General features: G+C 42.4%; 18 protein-coding genes. 2 read left to right on the forward strand and 16 right to left on the reverse strand.

The window, feature by feature from the left end; genetic code table 11:
* Position 1: 1 nt before the first annotated feature.
* A complete protein-coding gene (locus ACY3LV_RS17645) occupies positions 2–1,081 on the forward strand; it encodes a GGDEF domain-containing protein (RefSeq protein ID WP_087993723.1) in 1,080 nt (359 codons plus the stop codon).
* 2 nt (positions 1,082–1,083) lie between these two features.
* On the opposite strand, the gene ACY3LV_RS17650 is transcribed toward ACY3LV_RS17645, so the two are convergent.
* Positions 1,084–1,914, reverse strand: a complete 831-nt coding sequence (locus ACY3LV_RS17650; protein WP_087993722.1) for a MetQ/NlpA family ABC transporter substrate-binding protein — start codon at positions 1,912–1,914, stop codon at positions 1,084–1,086.
* A gap of 436 nt (positions 1,915–2,350) precedes the next feature.
* Here ACY3LV_RS17650 and cspB point away from each other — a divergent pair, with 436 nt between their 5' ends.
* Positions 2,351–2,554: a cold shock-like protein CspB gene (cspB, locus tag ACY3LV_RS17655; RefSeq protein WP_010333511.1), complete on the forward strand. Its 204-nt coding sequence runs from the start codon at positions 2,351–2,353 to the stop codon at positions 2,552–2,554.
* A gap of 90 nt (positions 2,555–2,644) precedes the next feature.
* Here the strand turns inward: cspB and ACY3LV_RS17660 are convergent, their stop codons facing one another.
* The 15 genes from ACY3LV_RS17660 to ACY3LV_RS17730 form a co-directional block, all read right to left on the reverse strand.
* Complete coding sequence (locus ACY3LV_RS17660; RefSeq protein WP_333562217.1) at positions 2,645–3,586, reverse strand: ABC transporter permease; 942 nt, start codon at positions 3,584–3,586, stop codon at positions 2,645–2,647.
* Positions 3,579–4,496, reverse strand: coding sequence for an ABC transporter ATP-binding protein (locus ACY3LV_RS17665; protein ID WP_464864262.1), 918 nt, complete (start codon positions 4,494–4,496; stop codon positions 3,579–3,581). The genes ACY3LV_RS17660 and ACY3LV_RS17665 overlap by 8 nt, the downstream gene beginning before the upstream one ends.
* A gap of 21 nt (positions 4,497–4,517) precedes the next feature.
* On the reverse strand, positions 4,518–5,216 hold the full coding sequence (locus tag ACY3LV_RS17670; RefSeq protein WP_333562215.1) for an ABC transporter ATP-binding protein: 699 nt from the start codon (positions 5,214–5,216) through the stop codon (positions 4,518–4,520).
* Between the two features lies 1 nt (position 5,217).
* Complete coding sequence (locus ACY3LV_RS17675; RefSeq protein WP_087993717.1) at positions 5,218–5,583, reverse strand: GntR family transcriptional regulator; 366 nt, start codon at positions 5,581–5,583, stop codon at positions 5,218–5,220.
* Positions 5,584–5,585: 2 nt separating this feature from the next.
* The gene (locus tag ACY3LV_RS17680; RefSeq protein ID WP_333562214.1) at positions 5,586–6,347 is read right to left on the reverse strand and encodes a hypothetical protein; all 762 of its coding nucleotides are present in this window, start codon (positions 6,345–6,347) and stop codon (positions 5,586–5,588) included.
* A 166-nt stretch (positions 6,348–6,513) separates the two neighbouring features.
* Positions 6,514–6,888 (reverse strand): hypothetical protein, encoded by a 375-nt coding sequence (locus tag ACY3LV_RS17685; protein ID WP_464864254.1) that lies wholly within the window; start codon positions 6,886–6,888, stop codon positions 6,514–6,516.
* A gap of 13 nt (positions 6,889–6,901) precedes the next feature.
* Positions 6,902–7,432, reverse strand: a complete 531-nt coding sequence (locus ACY3LV_RS17690; protein ID WP_464864255.1) for an NAD(P)H-dependent oxidoreductase — start codon at positions 7,430–7,432, stop codon at positions 6,902–6,904.
* Between the two features lie 22 nt (positions 7,433–7,454).
* Complete coding sequence (locus ACY3LV_RS17695) at positions 7,455–9,053, reverse strand: MFS transporter (RefSeq protein WP_333518373.1); 1,599 nt, start codon at positions 9,051–9,053, stop codon at positions 7,455–7,457.
* 40 nt (positions 9,054–9,093) lie between these two features.
* On the reverse strand, positions 9,094–9,759 hold the full coding sequence (locus tag ACY3LV_RS17700; protein ID WP_148964363.1) for an HlyD family secretion protein: 666 nt from the start codon (positions 9,757–9,759) through the stop codon (positions 9,094–9,096).
* A 39-nt stretch (positions 9,760–9,798) separates the two neighbouring features.
* A complete protein-coding gene (locus tag ACY3LV_RS17705) occupies positions 9,799–10,257 on the reverse strand; it encodes a MarR family transcriptional regulator (RefSeq protein ID WP_087993711.1) in 459 nt (152 codons plus the stop codon).
* A gap of 159 nt (positions 10,258–10,416) precedes the next feature.
* A complete protein-coding gene (gene yhbH, locus ACY3LV_RS17710; RefSeq protein ID WP_289346754.1) occupies positions 10,417–11,595 on the reverse strand; it encodes a sporulation protein YhbH in 1,179 nt (392 codons plus the stop codon).
* A 179-nt stretch (positions 11,596–11,774) separates the two neighbouring features.
* The gene (prkA, locus tag ACY3LV_RS17715; RefSeq protein WP_148964361.1) at positions 11,775–13,670 is read right to left on the reverse strand and encodes a serine/threonine protein kinase PrkA; all 1,896 of its coding nucleotides are present in this window, start codon (positions 13,668–13,670) and stop codon (positions 11,775–11,777) included.
* A 350-nt stretch (positions 13,671–14,020) separates the two neighbouring features.
* Positions 14,021–14,728, reverse strand: a complete 708-nt coding sequence (locus tag ACY3LV_RS17720; RefSeq protein WP_464864256.1) for a hypothetical protein — start codon at positions 14,726–14,728, stop codon at positions 14,021–14,023.
* Positions 14,729–14,739: 11 nt separating this feature from the next.
* Positions 14,740–15,453 carry a bactofilin family protein gene (locus tag ACY3LV_RS17725; protein ID WP_148964359.1) on the reverse strand — a complete coding sequence of 238 codons (714 nt, stop codon included), beginning with the start codon at positions 15,451–15,453 and terminating at the stop codon, positions 14,740–14,742.
* Positions 15,444–16,085, reverse strand: coding sequence for a YhbD family protein (locus ACY3LV_RS17730; protein WP_464864257.1), 642 nt, complete (start codon positions 16,083–16,085; stop codon positions 15,444–15,446). The genes ACY3LV_RS17725 and ACY3LV_RS17730 overlap by 10 nt, the downstream gene beginning before the upstream one ends.
* Positions 16,086–16,195 lie beyond the last annotated feature (110 nt).

Consider the following 16,195-nt stretch of genomic DNA (forward strand, 5'->3'; position numbering starts at 1 on the left):
TTTGCTGAAAGAACTGTTTGTAAACTTGACCATTTTAATCACATTTAATTATCTCTTCACCCACCTGTTTAAAGAAAGGTTAGTGCATAAAAAAGACAGCATGCCCTTCCAAGCTGTTAAAGGACTGGCCTGCGGTTTGCTCGGGGTTATTCTGATGTTTTTCGGATTGAACTATCAGCATTCAATCATTGATCTTCGAAATATCCCTATTATGATGGCCGCTCTTTATGGAGGATGGGTTTCAACGGCAACGGCTTTGATTATGATTACCGCAGGCCGCATGCTGATTACGATGAACACATCTGCAATATACTCGGTTATTATCATTTGTATCGCTGCCATCCCGTCACTCATTGTTTCCAGAAGAAAAAAGGTTCAATTAAAACATGCTTTCTATCTTTTAATGATCACAAACAGTATGATTTCCTTTTCCTTTTATTTTCTTATAGATTTACATTCCTTTGAACTTCACTTGTATTTTTGGGCCACCTCATTAGCGGGCGGCATGCTCAGTTTATATATCATTGATCATGAAACAAATGCACATCTTCTTTTTAAACAATATAAGTTTCAGGCGCACTTTGACTTTTTAACAGGCATTTATAACCGAAGAAAATTTGAAGAAATCTCACAAGCCCTGTATCAACAGGCGGCCAATACCCCGCATTTCCAATTCGCACTGATTTATATAGATATCGACCATTTCAAAACCATCAATGACCAGTACGGACATCATGAAGGTGATCAGGTGCTGAAAGAGCTGGGTTCACGGCTGAAGCAGAGCATCCGAAATTCTGATCCTGCCGCACGGATTGGCGGTGAAGAATTTGCCGTGCTCCTGCCAAACTGTACGCTTGATAAAGCAGCCCAAATCGCGGAACGGATCAGGCGCGCTGTCAGTGATACACCGATTGCATTAACAAACGGCGATGAGCTGTCAGTTACGATATCACTGGGGGCTGCTCATTATCCCAATAATACAGAGCATCCAGAATCTTTGCCGATTCTTGCCGATCAAATGTTGTACAAAGCGAAAGAAGCGGGACGGAACAAAGTGTGTTTTTCAGAAAAAAAAGAATGAATTCAATGTTCGAATTCATTCTTCCAATCTGAAAGACGTTTCAAAGGCAGAAAAGCCGGGACAAGGTCTCCCCGATACTTTTTTTCTATAAATGCCGCTGTATCATCAGCTTGATAGAGCTCGATAATGGTTTGCAGTGCTTCCCGATCTTGATCCTCCGCTCTGACAACAATCAAATTCATCTCTTCCTTGGACATGAGCCCGCCGCTCTTTAAAGCATGTTTTTCCAGGCTCAACCCCGCTTTTTTTGCTTCAGAAGGTTTCATGACAAACACGTCGGCACCTCTCACAGCATCCTGTTGCCGGACTGCTTTCAATTTCAGGTGTCTCGGATTGTCTTTGATCATATCGACTGAACCTGTTCCGTTAAATCCGTTTTTCAGCGTTAGCAACCCCGCCTCCTGAAGCATCGTAAGCGCCCTTCCAAAATCAAACACTTTATCCGGAACGGAAACAACAGCTCCTCGTGGTATATCTTGAATTCGGCCATATCGTTTTGAATAAATGCCCATAGGCGTTATGTATGTCGTACCGAGCGGCGCCAGCTTATGTTTGTATTTTTCAGTGAACGACTGAAAATATGAAATGGTTTGCAAGGCGTTGGCATCAATTTCTTTATTTGCAAGCGCGATATCAGACTCCGCATAATCAGAAAAAAGAATCAGTTGAATATCCAACCCCGTCTCTTCTGCCTTTTCAGCAATATAGTTCCATATTGCCTCGTCAGACTCAGCAATTCCGATTTTTATCGATTCATGTTCTGCCGACGGTGAGCATGCAGTGAATGAAACGAGTAGAATAAAAACAAAACTGCATATAAGCCACTTTTTCATTGTGACCATACTCCTATCTATGTATTAGAGCATGCAAGCAATAATAGACATAAAAATCAAACGCTCTCTTTAGTTGATAAACATTGTCATTTGTAATATTGATAAGTTTTACCTTACTCATATCCAGTAGGGTTGTCAATTCCTATTATATTCTCTTCCCTAAAAGAAGGAATATCTCAGGCAAACGTATGATCACGTATCGAGAAAGCAGATGAATTTCAGTGAATAAATATCAAATTGAAAAATAAATATGGTATTTCACGAAAAAATTTCGTTTAGCAGTTGTTTTTTCTGAAGATTACTGGTAGAGTAAAGGTAATTATTTTTGTTCGAACTATCTTTAAGAAGAAAGTTTTGTAAGAGTTTTCGTCTTGAAAGTTTGTTAAGAGCAAGAATAGTGAATTTAAGCGTTATGATCGCTTTAGGAGGAAATTTCATGTTAGAAGGTAAAGTAAAATGGTTCAACTCTGAAAAAGGTTTCGGATTCATCGAAGTAGAAGGTCAAGACGATGTATTCGTTCATTTCTCTGCTATTCAAGGCGAAGGCTTCAAAACTTTAGAAGAAGGCCAATCAGTTTCTTTCGAAATCGTTGAAGGCAACCGTGGACCACAAGCTGCTAACGTTACTAAAGAAGCGTAAGCATAAATTGATATGAAAAACTGCAGGTTTGCGCCTGCAGTTTTTTTCGATAAAAAAGCTGTTTTGCTTAAGCAAAACAGCTTTTTTACATTAGTTCGCAATATCCCGTTTCATAAAGATTCCGAAAGCCAGCAACAGGAAGACAACAAAGTAAACTGCCAGCATAACAACGGAGAAAGTCATCGTCATCCCTTCTACCAACGGTGATCCCTCTACATATTGCATTAAGCTGACATTGGCAAATAAAATATACTTTGCCCAGTCAAACTTCATCGCAATAAATGCAGTGGCTGTCGTACCCGTTACCAATAAAAAGATGGAAAAACCTACTGCCAGCGAGCTGTTTCTAAAGACAGCCGACAGCATAAATGCCATCGTTGCGATCATTAAAGCTGCAACAGATTCCGAGAGATATGTTTTTGCCAAATATCCCATCATATTTTGTTCAAAGATATGGCCGTCCTTGTAGATTAAATGAACATTCGCAGCAGTGTCACCGCCTGTCCCGAAAAAGATTAATCCTAATAAAGCAGACCCCATAAATAAAATAAACAGCAATAAGAACCCAAACAGGAGAACTGTAATATATTTAGAGAGCAAAATCTGAAAACGGCTGAGCGGGCGGATCATTAACAGCTTAATCGTTCCCCAATTAAACTCGTTCGCGACAATTCCGGCTGCAATAATAATGGTGAACAGACCGGTCAGGATCGTGAAGTTTGCTGAATCTGTTACATAAGACCATACAGTATATCCAGTGTCATCAGGGATGTTATGTTCAATACGGTAGTTGTTGACTGTAATTGTTTCTTCATAGCCATCTTTCAGTGAAGGATTTTCTTTGATTTCTTTCTTCAATGCGGCATTTTCCGCTTGAAGCGTTTGTTTCCAATTCGGATTTGTTTCATCGGACGTAAAATGGTTTGTTAAGAACGCCCATCCAATCATGGTCAAAGCCAGAATCCCGATCATCACCCATGTTCCGACCCGGCTGAAAATTTTGATCCATTCATTATAAATCAAATTAAGCATGTTGAACCTCCTCTTTTGCTTCGCCTGTCACTTCTAAGAAACGGTCCTCTAATGATTTTGCCATTACTTTCACTTCATAAATGCGGATTTGCTGCATCACCAGCAATTCAATAGCCGCAGGGACTTCGTCTTTAGACAGCTTGACTTCTACACCGTTTGTCTTGCCCACCAAATCATGCTCCTTTAGAACAGAAGCGGCTTCACTCGGCTGCTCAACGTTGAAGAAATATGTATCTTTTTCATCAGTGATTTCATCTTTTACATTTTGAATATCGATAAGCTTCCCTTTTTGCAAAATCGCAATTCGGTCACACATCAGTTCCATTTCTGAGAGCAGGTGGCTTGAAACAATGACAGCCATTCCTCTTTCTCGCGTCAGCTTTTTTAAATGATCTCTGATTTCCCTAATTCCCGCCGGATCAAGGCCGTTTGTCGGTTCATCCAAAATCAGCACTTTCGGATCGTGCAGAAGACATTGCGCCAAGCCAAGACGCTGTCTCATCCCAAGAGAATATGTTTTCACCTTGTCATGGATTCTGTCTGTTAAACCGACTAGTTCAATAACTTCATCAATTTTTTCCTTCGTGACGCCCTTGACCATCCTTGCGTACTGCTGGAGATTTTTATATCCACTTAAGAATTTATACAGCTCTGGGTTTTCTACGATCGCCCCAATATGCTTAATCGCCTTGGCATACTCTTTCGTGATCGATTGGCCGCAAATGAGCACATCACCTTTTGACAGTTTCATTAATCCTACCATCATTCTGATAGTTGTCGTTTTCCCCGCTCCGTTCGGCCCTAAAAAACCGAATACTTCGCCTTCTCGAATTGTAAAACTAAGATGATCAATGATCGTTCGCCCTCTGATGTTCTTTGTCACATTTTTCAATTCCAACACAGTCTTCATCATGTTCCTCCTCTTTCTTTTCTAGTAAACTTCCATTTTCGATTTAAACCATTGCAAAACAGACATGCCTTCCTGCTCACGAATATCCTCCACATCACGCTGTGCAACCTTCTCTCCATTTGTAACAACGATGACTTCGTCAAGCAAGGTTTCTATTTCATCAATCTCGTGCGTAGCGATCACGACAATCTGCTGCTCAAAATCAATGTACGAAACCAAGCTGTTTACGATGGAATCCCTCACCATCGGATCAAGCCCGGAAAAGGGTTCATCCAGTAAGATGACGGATGCCCTTCTTGCTAAAGCAAGAACGATTTTCAGCCTGCCCCGATTTCCTTTTGACAGCTTTTTGATCTTTTTTTCCGGATCGAGCTGCATCTCATTCAACAGCGTATAAGCTTGGTCTTCTTGAAAATCAGAAAATTGAGACTGATAGAACTTCACCATGTCTTTTACAGTAAAATGCGGATAAAACATATCAAGCTCTGTAAGATAAGCCGTGTGGCGCACCATATCTCTCGTAACCTGCTTTTCATCCGCTTTAACCAACCCTGATGTAGGAAACAGAAGGCCGGCCATCATTTTTAAAATCGTTGATTTGCCGCTGCCGTTCGGACCGACCAGACCATAAATCCGTCCGGATGATAAGGAGATCGATACATCTTGGACGGCGGTGTGGCTGCCGTATTTTTTTGATACACATTCTAAAGTGATTTCCATTTCAGCCTCCCTCAGTGAATGTTTTAATCCCTTCAACCATTTCTTCTTTCGTTAACCCCAGCTCTGTCATTTGCTTCACAAAGCCTTCCAGCACTTCTCGTGTCAGCCTGTCTTTCAGCTCATCTACGATGTCTGCTTTCTCCGCAATAAACGTCCCTTGACCTCTTCTTGTCTCCACAATACCCAGCCTTTCCATCTCACTGTATGTTCTTTGAATTGTATTGGGATTTACCTTGGTTTGAATCGCCATTTCTCTTACAGAAGGAAGCTTGTCTCCCGGAAGCAGTTCCTTCCTGACCAGCCGATAGAAGATCTGGTCAGCAATCTGCAGATAAATTGGTTTTGAGGATTGGAAATGATTGTCCATCTTCACACCTCTACTTTACGATCAAGCAGTTTTGAAGCCGCGATAAGCAGCAAGATTGTAATGACAATAGCGATAGGAAACCCAAGCACAGATAGATGTATCGGTTTTAATTCCAATCTCCAAACGTCACGGAAGTGAAAATCAAAATTACAATAAACTGTTACAGGCCAGAAATGCTTTTGAGATTCTAATAATGGGCTTATGAGGTATTTATCGAGAAAGAACCACACTGTGGCCAGCAGCCCCATCACAGCCCATCGCATTCCGCGCCAATTCCTAAACGAGTGAAAAACAACCCAAAACACAATGACTGTCACTGACATATATAACGAGGAAATAAGCCCATATATATTCAGCAAAACCGCTGTATTTGTTAAATCAATTTGATGCTCCAGCAGGTTTTTTACAAAGAGCATATGATGAATCCATATGCCATAAGCGGTTAATGCCAATTGAATCAGAAATTGATAGAGCAAAGATGCTGCCAATTTGGAAGAAAGCAGCCTGAAACCGCTATTTGGATTATACAGCCAAAGCTGTGATTTCCCCTCTTTGTGAAGATGATAAAACACAAAAACAGGGGTTAAGAACAGCAGAAAAACAGCAACTGCAACAAAGAAACCAAAAATGACAAGTGGTTCTTTCGTACGAGAAGCTATGATATGACCTGTCACCAAACAGAAAATGATTCCGCAAATCCATACTAGCAGCCATATTCTCGAAAGCTTTATATCTTTCTTTAATAGACCTAAAAAAGAATCCATGTCTTTCCCTCCCGGAAGCCTCTTCGGTGTATGAGTACCATAGTACACTAGATCAAACCTGAATACAACATATTCCATGGGTTTATTAGATAAAAAACATCATACACACATGCAAACAGCATAAAAAAGGCAAATCCGCCATGAGTAAACGGATTTGCCTTTTTTATTACTTATTCTTACTTTTCATGGAGAGCAGCGCATCACGATAGCTGCTGTCCTGCATTTTGTCACTTTCTTCAATGACCTTTACTTCTGACTGATCTTCATCAGAATGCTTAAACTTTTGCAGCGCCTGCCTGTAAATATCATCACCCATTGCGTCACGTTTCTCTTTTGGGGAATCGTTTTTCACAACGGCTGGCATATGCTCGGCAGCCCTTGTTTCAGCAGGGTATTGCGCTTCGTTTTTTTCCTCTTCTGGAGGGGCGATTTTTTCGGTTGTTTCTTGCTTCTCAGGTCCAAGAGAGGCGTTGCGGACGTTAAATGTTATAAGACCCGCAATGACAATGACAGCAGCAATAATTGCGATAATAATGGCCATTTCAACCTCTCCTTTACTGACCTGCTGTTAGGTTTCCTGTGACTTGGCTGACGCGTCTTCCTAAGGCGCGCCCCAGCTGAATACCTTCCTCAGACATTAACTCGTCACTGTCAACCGGACAGGTGACGCCTGCACCGTAATAAGAGCCGTACAGTGCGTTTTCAGGCACGTTGCCAGGCAGGCCGACAACGATCATGCCTTGGTGGAACATCGGCGTGATTAGGTTGTGCATTGTCATTTCCAAGCCGCCGTGTGTTGTTGCCGTTGTGCAGAAAACAGCGCCGACTTTGTTGATCAGCTCGCCTTCAGCCCACAAATAGCCAAGTCTGTCGATCCAAGCTTTCAGACCAGCGCTGATTGTTCCGAAATGCCCAGGGCATCCCCAAATAATCGCATCCATCTCTTTCAGCTTGCGGATATCAGCCTGATCGACATGGTCGATCAGCACCTCAGCCGCCTCGTTTTCTCTCGCACCTTCAGCAATCGCTTCCGCAAGAACTTTTGTATGTTCACCTTCACTGTCATACACTACATAAATTTTCATTCAGGAAACCTCCTTACACAGATTAAGATTCCTTCACTTCTTTAGGAGCCGGAAGCAATGAAAGCTCCTCTTTTCTCTTTTTACGCAATTTATCTTTTCTAACGTCACGCAGGAACAGACTTAGAATTAAACCTGCCACACAGAACAATGTTGCCCACATAAAAGCGTCATTAATCCCCATAACGTTTGAGTCGAGGGTTGCGTGTTTATAAATATGAGAGTAAACATACGTTTTCGCTGTTTCGTAGGATACATTCATATTCACCATTATATTCGAAACCGCATTTTGGAACGCATGAAGGAAGTTCGGGTCCGCCGTGCTCGTTTTATCTGCAATTTGTGAATAATGGAATGTCGTACGGTTTGTATAAATCGTCGTAATTAAGCTTGTGCCAATTGACCCGCTGATTTGGCGAAGCGTGTTGCTCATCGCCGTACCGTGGCTGTTCAGACGGGCAGGAAGCTGGTTCATCCCCGCTGTCATCACCGGCATCATTAAGAGCGACATACCGAAGGCACGAATTGCGTAAATCAGCATGATATGCGTATATGATGTATCAATCGTTAATTGCGTATATTGGTATGTTGTCACCACTGTCACGAGAAGCCCGATAATCGCGAGCGGTCTCGGACCGAATTTATCAAACAAAATACCAGAGATCGGTGACATAATCAGCATAACGATCGCACCCGGAAGCAGAAGCAGCCCGGATTGCAATGCCGTAAAGCCGACCAGATTTTGCAGGTAAATCGGCAACAGGAACATACCAGTGTACAGCGCTACTGTAATAATGATATTAATGACACTTGATAGTGAGAAAATGTCGTATTTAAACACTCTGAAATCAAGCATCGGATCGTCATGACGCAATTGCTGAACAACAAAAGCAACAATTGCAATGACACCAATAATAACTGTAGACAGGACAATCGGGTCAGTCCAGCCGTCAGAACCAGCCTCACTGACTCCATATAATAAGGAGGCGAATCCGACAATGGAAAGAATCGCTCCAAATGTATCGAGTTTGATTTTTTGCGGCTCCACCATGTTTTTAAAGATGAAGAAAGCCACAATAATAATAATGGCACCGATCGGCACAAGGCCGTAAAACATAATGCGCCATGTATAATTCTCAATGATCCACCCGGAAAGAGTCGGGCCGACCGCCGGAGCAAACATCATCGCGAGTCCGAAGATCCCCATTCCTTTCCCCCTGCTTTCAGGCGGGAAGATAAACAGAATAGTTGTCATAACGAGCGGCTGCAAGATTCCTCCACCCACGGCCTGAATCAAACGACCGATCAACATTGTGGAAAAGTTAGGTGCGATACCGCAGACTAACGTACCGAGTGTGAAACAGAACATGGCGACGAGAAAGAGACTCCGTTGGCCAAACCGTGTGATCAGGAAGGCGGATAACGGGATCAAAACGCCGTTAACAAGCATGTAACCTGTTGTGAGCCACTGAATCGTCGTGGCACTTACACCAAATTCAGTCATTAAGTGCGGCATTGCGACGTTAAGCAATGTTTGGTTTAATATTGCCAGAAATAAACCCGCCATTAGCACAATTAGCAATGACATGGGGCTTTTTGCATTATTTTCTTTGCCTGTAGCCATCTAAGACAACCTCCTTTCATGGTTTGATGACTGATCTGTTTTACTCAGAAATTTTAACAGATGCATTCATACCAGGAAGCACCTTATCAGATGGGTTTTTGATTGAAATTTTCACTGGAACTTTTTGCGTTACTTTTGTATAGTTACCGCTTGAATTTGCAGATGGAAGCATATCAAAAGTTGAATTTGTCGCATAACCGATTTCTTCTACAGTACCGTCAAATGTTGTGTTAGGTTCTCCATCAACGACAACGTCTACACTATTGCCTACTTCAACATCCGCAATATCTGTTTCTTTAATATTCGCAGTGATGTACAGGTGATCCATGTCAATGGTTTGGGCAATTGTTGTGCCAGCTTGTACAGTTTGTCCGTTTTTCACTTCGTTTTTCACAATTGTTCCATCCATGATGGATTTTACGTCAACAGATTGTTCACCTTTGATTTTTGCAACTGTGTCGCCTTTTTTGACTGTTTTTCCTTCTTCAAGATCCCAGTCAGATACTTTGCCTGCTGCTGGAGCTGTAATAGCAGCCATATCGCCGGCTACTTTCGCTTCGTCTGTTTTTATAAAGTTAGTGCTTTGATAATAGTAATAAGCACCTCCGCCTATAATTGCAAGAACAACAATCAAACCGATAATGTTGGTCAGAATTAAACGTCCTCTGTTCATTTTGTTTTCTCCTTTCGTTTCATCCTCTATCATTTTGCGGAATGGTGGTGAAAATATGTGAGAAGTTTTTCATTACCGCTTTTCAGAACAGCCTTCAGCAATCTTCGTTAAGCTTCCGGCAAGCTTACGCAAATATTGAAGCTGGGATGTATCAAGCTTTTGGTACAACCCCGCACCCATTTTCGCATAATGTACAGCGGCTTTTTCTAGCAGTTCTTCCCCCTCTTCGGTTAACTGAATCATGACGATACGGCGGTCATCAGGACTGTCATATCGATTCATCAATTGGCGCTTATACAGAATATCCGTCATCCGCGTCACAGAAGCAGGCTTAAGATCAAGCGACATTGCCAGCTTGCTTAACGGGGTGCTTCCGCTTTGATGAATTTTAAACATCAGCAAGTATTGAAGGACTGTAATATCAAAAGGCTCAAGCACAATCTCCAATATCTTCTTCTGTTTTTTATAAATTGCCCGAGACGTATCGAAGAGCTGTTCAAAAGTGAGCAAAGCACGTTCTGATTCAGTCAACTCCTTTTCACCTCAATCCTCAATAATAGTTCACAAGATAAAATATTAATAAATGAAAGGAGATTTGTCAAAGGAAAAATATCTTTTTTTCTCGTATTTTTTCCGCAACCGTTTTCTTACTATTATTAAATTAAAAAAAGCCCTTAAATGGGCTTTTCATTACGAAAATTGGTGGCTTACGCCAGATTCTTCATTTTTGAAAAAGTTTTTCAAGGCCTGAAAAACGTCAGACTTCTGTTTTAAAATATAGTACTTAAATTTATCGTCTTTCACATTTTTGTATGCAGACATTAACGTTGAATGCCTGTTGTACTGATTGACTTCGCCGTAGCAGAAAAGATTCGCTTTCTTCATAATATCATTGACCAATTTCACACAGCGCGCGTTATCAGATGTCAGGTTGTCACCGTCAGAAAAATGAAACGGGTAAATATTATAGCGGGCGGGATTGTACTTTTCATCAATCAGCTCAAGCGACTTTCGATATACGGAAGAACAGATTGTTCCGCCGCTTTCTCCCTTTGAGAAAAAGTCCTCTTCCGAAACGACTCTCGCTTCTGTATGATGGGCAATAAATTCAATTTCTACAGTCTCATATTTTGTCCGCAAAAAACGGGTCATCCAGAAAAAGAAGCTTCTGGCCATGTATTTTTCCCAAACACCCATACTGCCGCTTGTATCCATCATCGCTAAGACGACAGCCTTTGACTGGGGCTTTGTTATGTCATTCCATGTCTTATACTTCAAGTCCTCCGGGTAAATCGGATAGAACGACGGCTTTCCTGACATCGCGTTTCGTTTAAAAGCTGACATCATTGTTCTTTTCTTATCTATATTACCGGTTAACCCTGTCTTACGGATATCATTAAACTCAATATCTGTATGAATGATATTGTCTCGCTCTTTTTGTTGGAGATTCGGGAGTTCTAATTCCTTAAAAAGCGCTTCTTCTAAATCCATTAGTGAAACTTCTGCTTCATAATAATCTTCGCCTGCCTGGTCACCGGCGCCCTGCCCTTTTCCGGGTCCCTGTTTTTTGTCTGATCCATCCCGGGCCACGACATCTCCAACCTGGCTGTCGCCTTCTCCTTGGCCTACGTGTTTATTTTTATCATAGTTATATCGAATTTTATACTCATCCAGTGAACGGATCGGGATCTTCACTACATCTTTTCCGTTGGACATAATAATGCTTTCCTCAGTCACGAGGTCCGGAAGATTGTTTTTGATCGCTTCCTGCACTTTTTTCTGGTGACGCTGCTGGTCATCAAAGCCTTTGCGATGGAGGGACCAGTTTTCCTCAGAAATCAAAAAATGGCCGCTGTCATTTTGGGACATGAATTCCCCTCCTTAACCATTTGTGGTCGTGATACATACGTATTCCTGCTTGTGCGGGATTATGAAACAAGTCTTTCGAAAAGATTTATATTCATCATATGCACAAAAGCACCGTTAATTGACAAACTATTTAGAAAATGGGACAAAATAACCCGCCCTATTCGGACGGGTCACGTTGCTTATCGGTTCAGCAGGCTGCCGACATATTTCAGCAGTTCATTGGCGCTCGTCGAGTTGTAGCCGTGCTCATCAATTAAACGGGCCACGACTTCATTTACCTTTTTCAGCTGCTGCTCATCCGGCGTTTTGGTTGAAGTCGTAATTTTAACGACATCCTTCAGATCAGCAAACAACTTTTTCTGAATCGCTTCACGCAGTCTTTCATGAGAATTGTAATCAAACCGCTTTCCTTTTCTCGCATAGGCCGAGATGCGGATTAAGATTTCTTCACGGAACGCTTTTTTGGCGTTTTCCGAAATGCCGATCTGCTCTTCGATTGATCTCATCAGCTTTTCGTCAGGGTTCATTTCTTCTCCCGTCAAAGGATCACGCAGCTTGTTTTTATTGCAATAAGCCTCTACGTTATCAAGGTAATTGTCCATAAGTGTTTTTGCTGATTCTTCATATGAATACACAAACGCTTTTTGAACTTCCTTTTTCGCAATGTCGTCATATTCCTTGCGGGCGGCAGAAATAAAATTCAAAAATCTCTCCCTGTCCTCGCTTGAAATCGAAGGATGCTGATCAAGACCTTCTTTTAAGGAACGGAGAACATCAAGTGAATTAATCGATTCCATATTTTTTCTGATAATCGTTGAAGAAATCCGATTGATCACGTACCGCGGATCAATGCCGCTCATGCCTTCATCATGATATTCTTTTTTCATGTCCTCAACGTCGACAGAATTATATCCTTCCACACTTTCTCCATCATACAGTCTCATTTTTTTAACCAGATCAATATCCGACCTTTTAGGCTCTTTTAATCGGGTGAGAATCGAGAACATTGCAGCGACCTTCAACGTATGCGGGGCAATATGAACATCCGACACATCACTCTCCGCGATCATTTTTTCATAAATTCTCTCTTCCTCAGACACTTTCAAATTATAAGGGACCGGCATCACAATGATTCTTGAGTGAAGGGCTTCATTCTTCTTATTAGAAATAAATGAGCGATACTCCGTTTCATTCGTGTGAGCCACGATCAGCTCATCAGCAGAAATTAACGCAAATCGCCCAGCTTTAAAATTCCCTTCCTGTGTCAATGAAAGCAGATGCCAGAGAAATTTCTCATCACATTTCAGCATCTCCTGAAACTCCATCATCCCGCGGTTCGCTTTATTCAGCTCCCCGTCAAACCGATAAGCGCGCGGATCCGATTCAGAACCGTATTCGGCAATTGTTGAGAAATCAATACTCCCCGTCAAATCGGCAATATCTTGAGATTTCGGATCTGACGGACTGAATGTTCCAATTCCTGTACGCTTATCTTCCGAAAAGAAGATGCGTTCCACCTTCACATCCTCAATTCTTCCTCCGTACTCTTCCTCCAGCCTCATGACATTTAGCGGAGAAAGACTTCCTTCTATTCTAATGCCGTATTCTCTGTAAAAGTCATCACGCAAATGATGGGGGATTAAATGTAGAGGGTCCTCGTGCATCGGGCAGCCTTTAATCGCATAGACAGCCCCATTATCCGTCAGGGTGTACGCTTCGAGACCTTTTTTAAGCATCGTGACCAGCGTTGATTTACCGCCGCTCACCGGCCCCATCAGCAATAGAATCCGCTTTCTGACATCAAGCCGTTTCGCGGCCGGATGAAAATACTCTTCCACAAGACGCTCCAGTGATTCCTCAAGCCCGAACAGCTCACGGTCAAAAAAGCTGTACTTCTTCCGCCCGTCGACCTCCTCTATCCCGCTGTCTTTTATCATATTAAAAACACGAGAATGAGCAGATTGCGCGACCATTGGATTTTCTTTAATAATCTCCAAATAATCGGCGAATGTTCCTTCCCATTTCAGCCGCTGCTCTTCCTCTCTGTACTGTTCAATTTTCTTTAATATATCCATAAGGACCTCCTCCATCATGTTTGATGCGCTATACAAATAAGGTACTTTGATACAATCTATGCCGCCATCTCGTGATACATGCTTTGGTTTCTTAAAATAAAGATACTTACACGGGCGTTGACAAGGCAGACCGCGACCGTTCATAATAAAGAAAATAACAGAATCATCCAGACTCAGACAGCACGGAAAAATTGAAGAGGGGGAGAGACGGTGAATACAATCATCATGATGGGTGTCATTGTCACTTTTTTAGTATCAATTTTTACCGCAGGGTACGAAAGCAAGCCGGGGAAAGAATAAAAAAGGGTGCTCCTGACAAGAGCACCCTTTTTTTGTAACAGAACAATGTTTTATATTTTAGTTTTTTCTTCAACCTTTGAATGATCATCACATTCGCATTTGTTTTTGTACTCAATTGTTCCAATGCTGCATCCCGGACCGATCATCACTTCTTTCCCCCGGACAACTGCCGCTTCGGTATTCTCTAAATAAACTTGATCCCCTTCAATGAGATCGGCAATCAGTTTCACTTTCTTCCGGTTAAAAAAACTTGCGCGTCTTTTCACTGTAATTGATGTTCCGCCGATTTCCCGCACATGGCTTACATCATGGCTCAACTCGAGCTTGACATCACCCGCATTTAATAAACCAGATACATCAACGCAGCCTGTAACATGAAATCTTTCCGTTTCACAGTTGCCTTTGACGCTAAGCTTCCCCTTCACATCGCACAATTCTCCAGCCATATTCCCGCAAATTTCAGTCAGGCCTTTCAAATTAAATCGATCAAATTGAATTGAACCGCTGACTTTCATTGTGCCATATATATTGATTCTGCCGGCTGTCAGATTGTCTTTAAATTCACTTTCTCCAAACACACGCAGACGCTCAGTCTCTGCTTTCCCGAGAAAACACCCTGTTCCGAATATGCGGCAGCCCGCAGTAGACAGCCCTTCACTGACCACGCCTTCACCTTTGATGCTGACACGGTGATATGCGCCTCCTGCAGCGTGTCCAGCGCCATACAATTTTAAATTTCCAATTTTTGTTGTCTCCATTATGGTCCTCCTCACATCTTCGTGCAAGTTTTTACCGATGCGCTCGGATCACAAGTATAGTCCCCGCTGTATTCGACTGTTTCAATCTGGCAATCCGGACCGATGATCACTTTATTTCCTCGCACGGTTTTCGCCTTTGTATTTGTCAGCTCAATGACGTCACCTTCAATCAGTTCAGCCGTTAAAACAGGCTGCGGCAACAGTCTGAGCAAGGTCAGCATCCCTTTTCTGCCAGTCACTTGAAGATGGCGGCAGCCAATCTCACGCACATCACTTTCCCCGGCAGAAAGCTTAATCATCACTTGGTCAGCGTTTAAAAGCCCGCTGATTTTGCATTTCCCTTCCGATTGAAAGGTTTCCGTTTCACAATCGGCTTCCATGACCGCTTTTCCGCTAATGACAATACCGTCAGCCTTGACTGTGCCGCCAAATGTCGATGATCCAGCGATATTCAATTGTTTCGTAGATACATCTCCTTGAATAAAACCTGTTCCGTTTATTCGAATAGATTCTGTGTCAACGTCTCCATGTATCTTTCCTGAACCGCTGATGGTTACCGCTTTCGCCTTGACGCTGCCGTCAGCTTTTCCAGTTCCGTTAAAAGAAAAAGTCTCACACTCCACGTCCCCTGCCACTGTTCCGCTGCCGTTAATCTCAACTGATTGAAACGTTCCTCCCTTTGAACTTCCTGATCCGTTTATCACCAGCTTTTCCATTACATCCATTGATGGACCTCCTGCATATATGTTGTTTTTAATTCCTCTGACGCCTTAGCTAAATCTACCCGTTCCACAACCTTGACGGATGACTCAAATAGAATGCTGTCCGCCGCGGCCGCTATAAAACAAGTTGTGACACCGAGCTTCCGCAGCATAATCAGCTCTGTCTGTTTCTTGATCTCTTCCGTATCATGCCGTTTTAACACCTCTGCCGCCATTTTGGCTTCCGCCAAGCTGACATTCCCGGACTTCAGCAGCCCTTCAAGCACATACAGCGAAAGCAGATCGCGAGAAGAATAAACCGAATCTTCTCTTCCTTCCGAAAAGACATCAAGAGCAGGCCTTGAAATCAAACCTTTATGAAGCAATTCATCAGCGGTTATGCTGACAGCCTTCATTTTTGGCGACAGCATTTCCCTCATTTCATCCAGAGACAAATTTTCCTTCATCTTTTGAATCATTGAAATACGTTGTAATATATCCTCCCTCGGAAAAAACGTCTCTTGCCCTGTAAATGTGGATTTGCGAATAAACCATTCCTCAGGAATTAAGTTTTTCCGCTTCCACCGATACAGCTGACCGTATGAAATCGATGTTCTTTCAAGTAATTCTTTTTTAGAGATTAATTGTTCTTCCATAAGTCCAGCTCCTTTGATGGGTACATTGTAACATAACACTGTTACGTTGTTAAGCCCAAAAAAAACAAACCATAGCATCTCTCACAGCAAAAAAATCCGCCCATATGAAT

The organism is Bacillus sp. 11C (assembly GCF_055486375.1).

Coding starts and splice junctions, on each gene's coding strand:
- ACY3LV_RS17675 (WP_087993717.1), bottom strand. CDS start 5,583: ATGGACAATCATTTCCAATCCTCAAAACCAATTTATCTGCAGATTGCT.
- ACY3LV_RS17695 (WP_333518373.1), bottom strand. CDS start 9,053: ATGGCTACAGGCAAAGAAAATAATGCAAAAAGCCCCATGTCATTGCTA.
- prkA (WP_148964361.1), bottom strand. CDS start 13,670: ATGGATATATTAAAGAAAATTGAACAGTACAGAGAGGAAGAGCAGCGG.
- ACY3LV_RS17660 (WP_333562217.1), bottom strand. CDS start 3,586: ATGCTTAATTTGATTTATAATGAATGGATCAAAATTTTCAGCCGGGTC.
- cspB (WP_010333511.1), top strand. CDS start 2,351: ATGTTAGAAGGTAAAGTAAAATGGTTCAACTCTGAAAAAGGTTTCGGA.
- ACY3LV_RS17690 (WP_464864255.1), bottom strand. CDS start 7,432: ATGAAAATTTATGTAGTGTATGACAGTGAAGGTGAACATACAAAAGTT.
- ACY3LV_RS17700 (WP_148964363.1), bottom strand. CDS start 9,759: ATGATAGAGGATGAAACGAAAGGAGAAAACAAAATGAACAGAGGACGT.
- ACY3LV_RS17670 (WP_333562215.1), bottom strand. CDS start 5,216: ATGGAAATCACTTTAGAATGTGTATCAAAAAAATACGGCAGCCACACC.
- yhbH (WP_289346754.1), bottom strand. CDS start 11,595: ATGTCCCAAAATGACAGCGGCCATTTTTTGATTTCTGAGGAAAACTGG.
- ACY3LV_RS17725 (WP_148964359.1), bottom strand. CDS start 15,453: ATGGATGTAATGGAAAAGCTGGTGATAAACGGATCAGGAAGTTCAAAG.
- ACY3LV_RS17720 (WP_464864256.1), bottom strand. CDS start 14,728: ATGGAGACAACAAAAATTGGAAATTTAAAATTGTATGGCGCTGGACAC.
- ACY3LV_RS17730 (WP_464864257.1), bottom strand. CDS start 16,085: ATGGAAGAACAATTAATCTCTAAAAAAGAATTACTTGAAAGAACATCG.
- ACY3LV_RS17685 (WP_464864254.1), bottom strand. CDS start 6,888: ATGGCCATTATTATCGCAATTATTGCTGCTGTCATTGTCATTGCGGGT.
- ACY3LV_RS17650 (WP_087993722.1), bottom strand. CDS start 1,914: ATGAAAAAGTGGCTTATATGCAGTTTTGTTTTTATTCTACTCGTTTCA.
- ACY3LV_RS17680 (WP_333562214.1), bottom strand. CDS start 6,347: ATGGATTCTTTTTTAGGTCTATTAAAGAAAGATATAAAGCTTTCGAGA.
- ACY3LV_RS17665 (WP_464864262.1), bottom strand. CDS start 4,496: ATGAAGACTGTGTTGGAATTGAAAAATGTGACAAAGAACATCAGAGGG.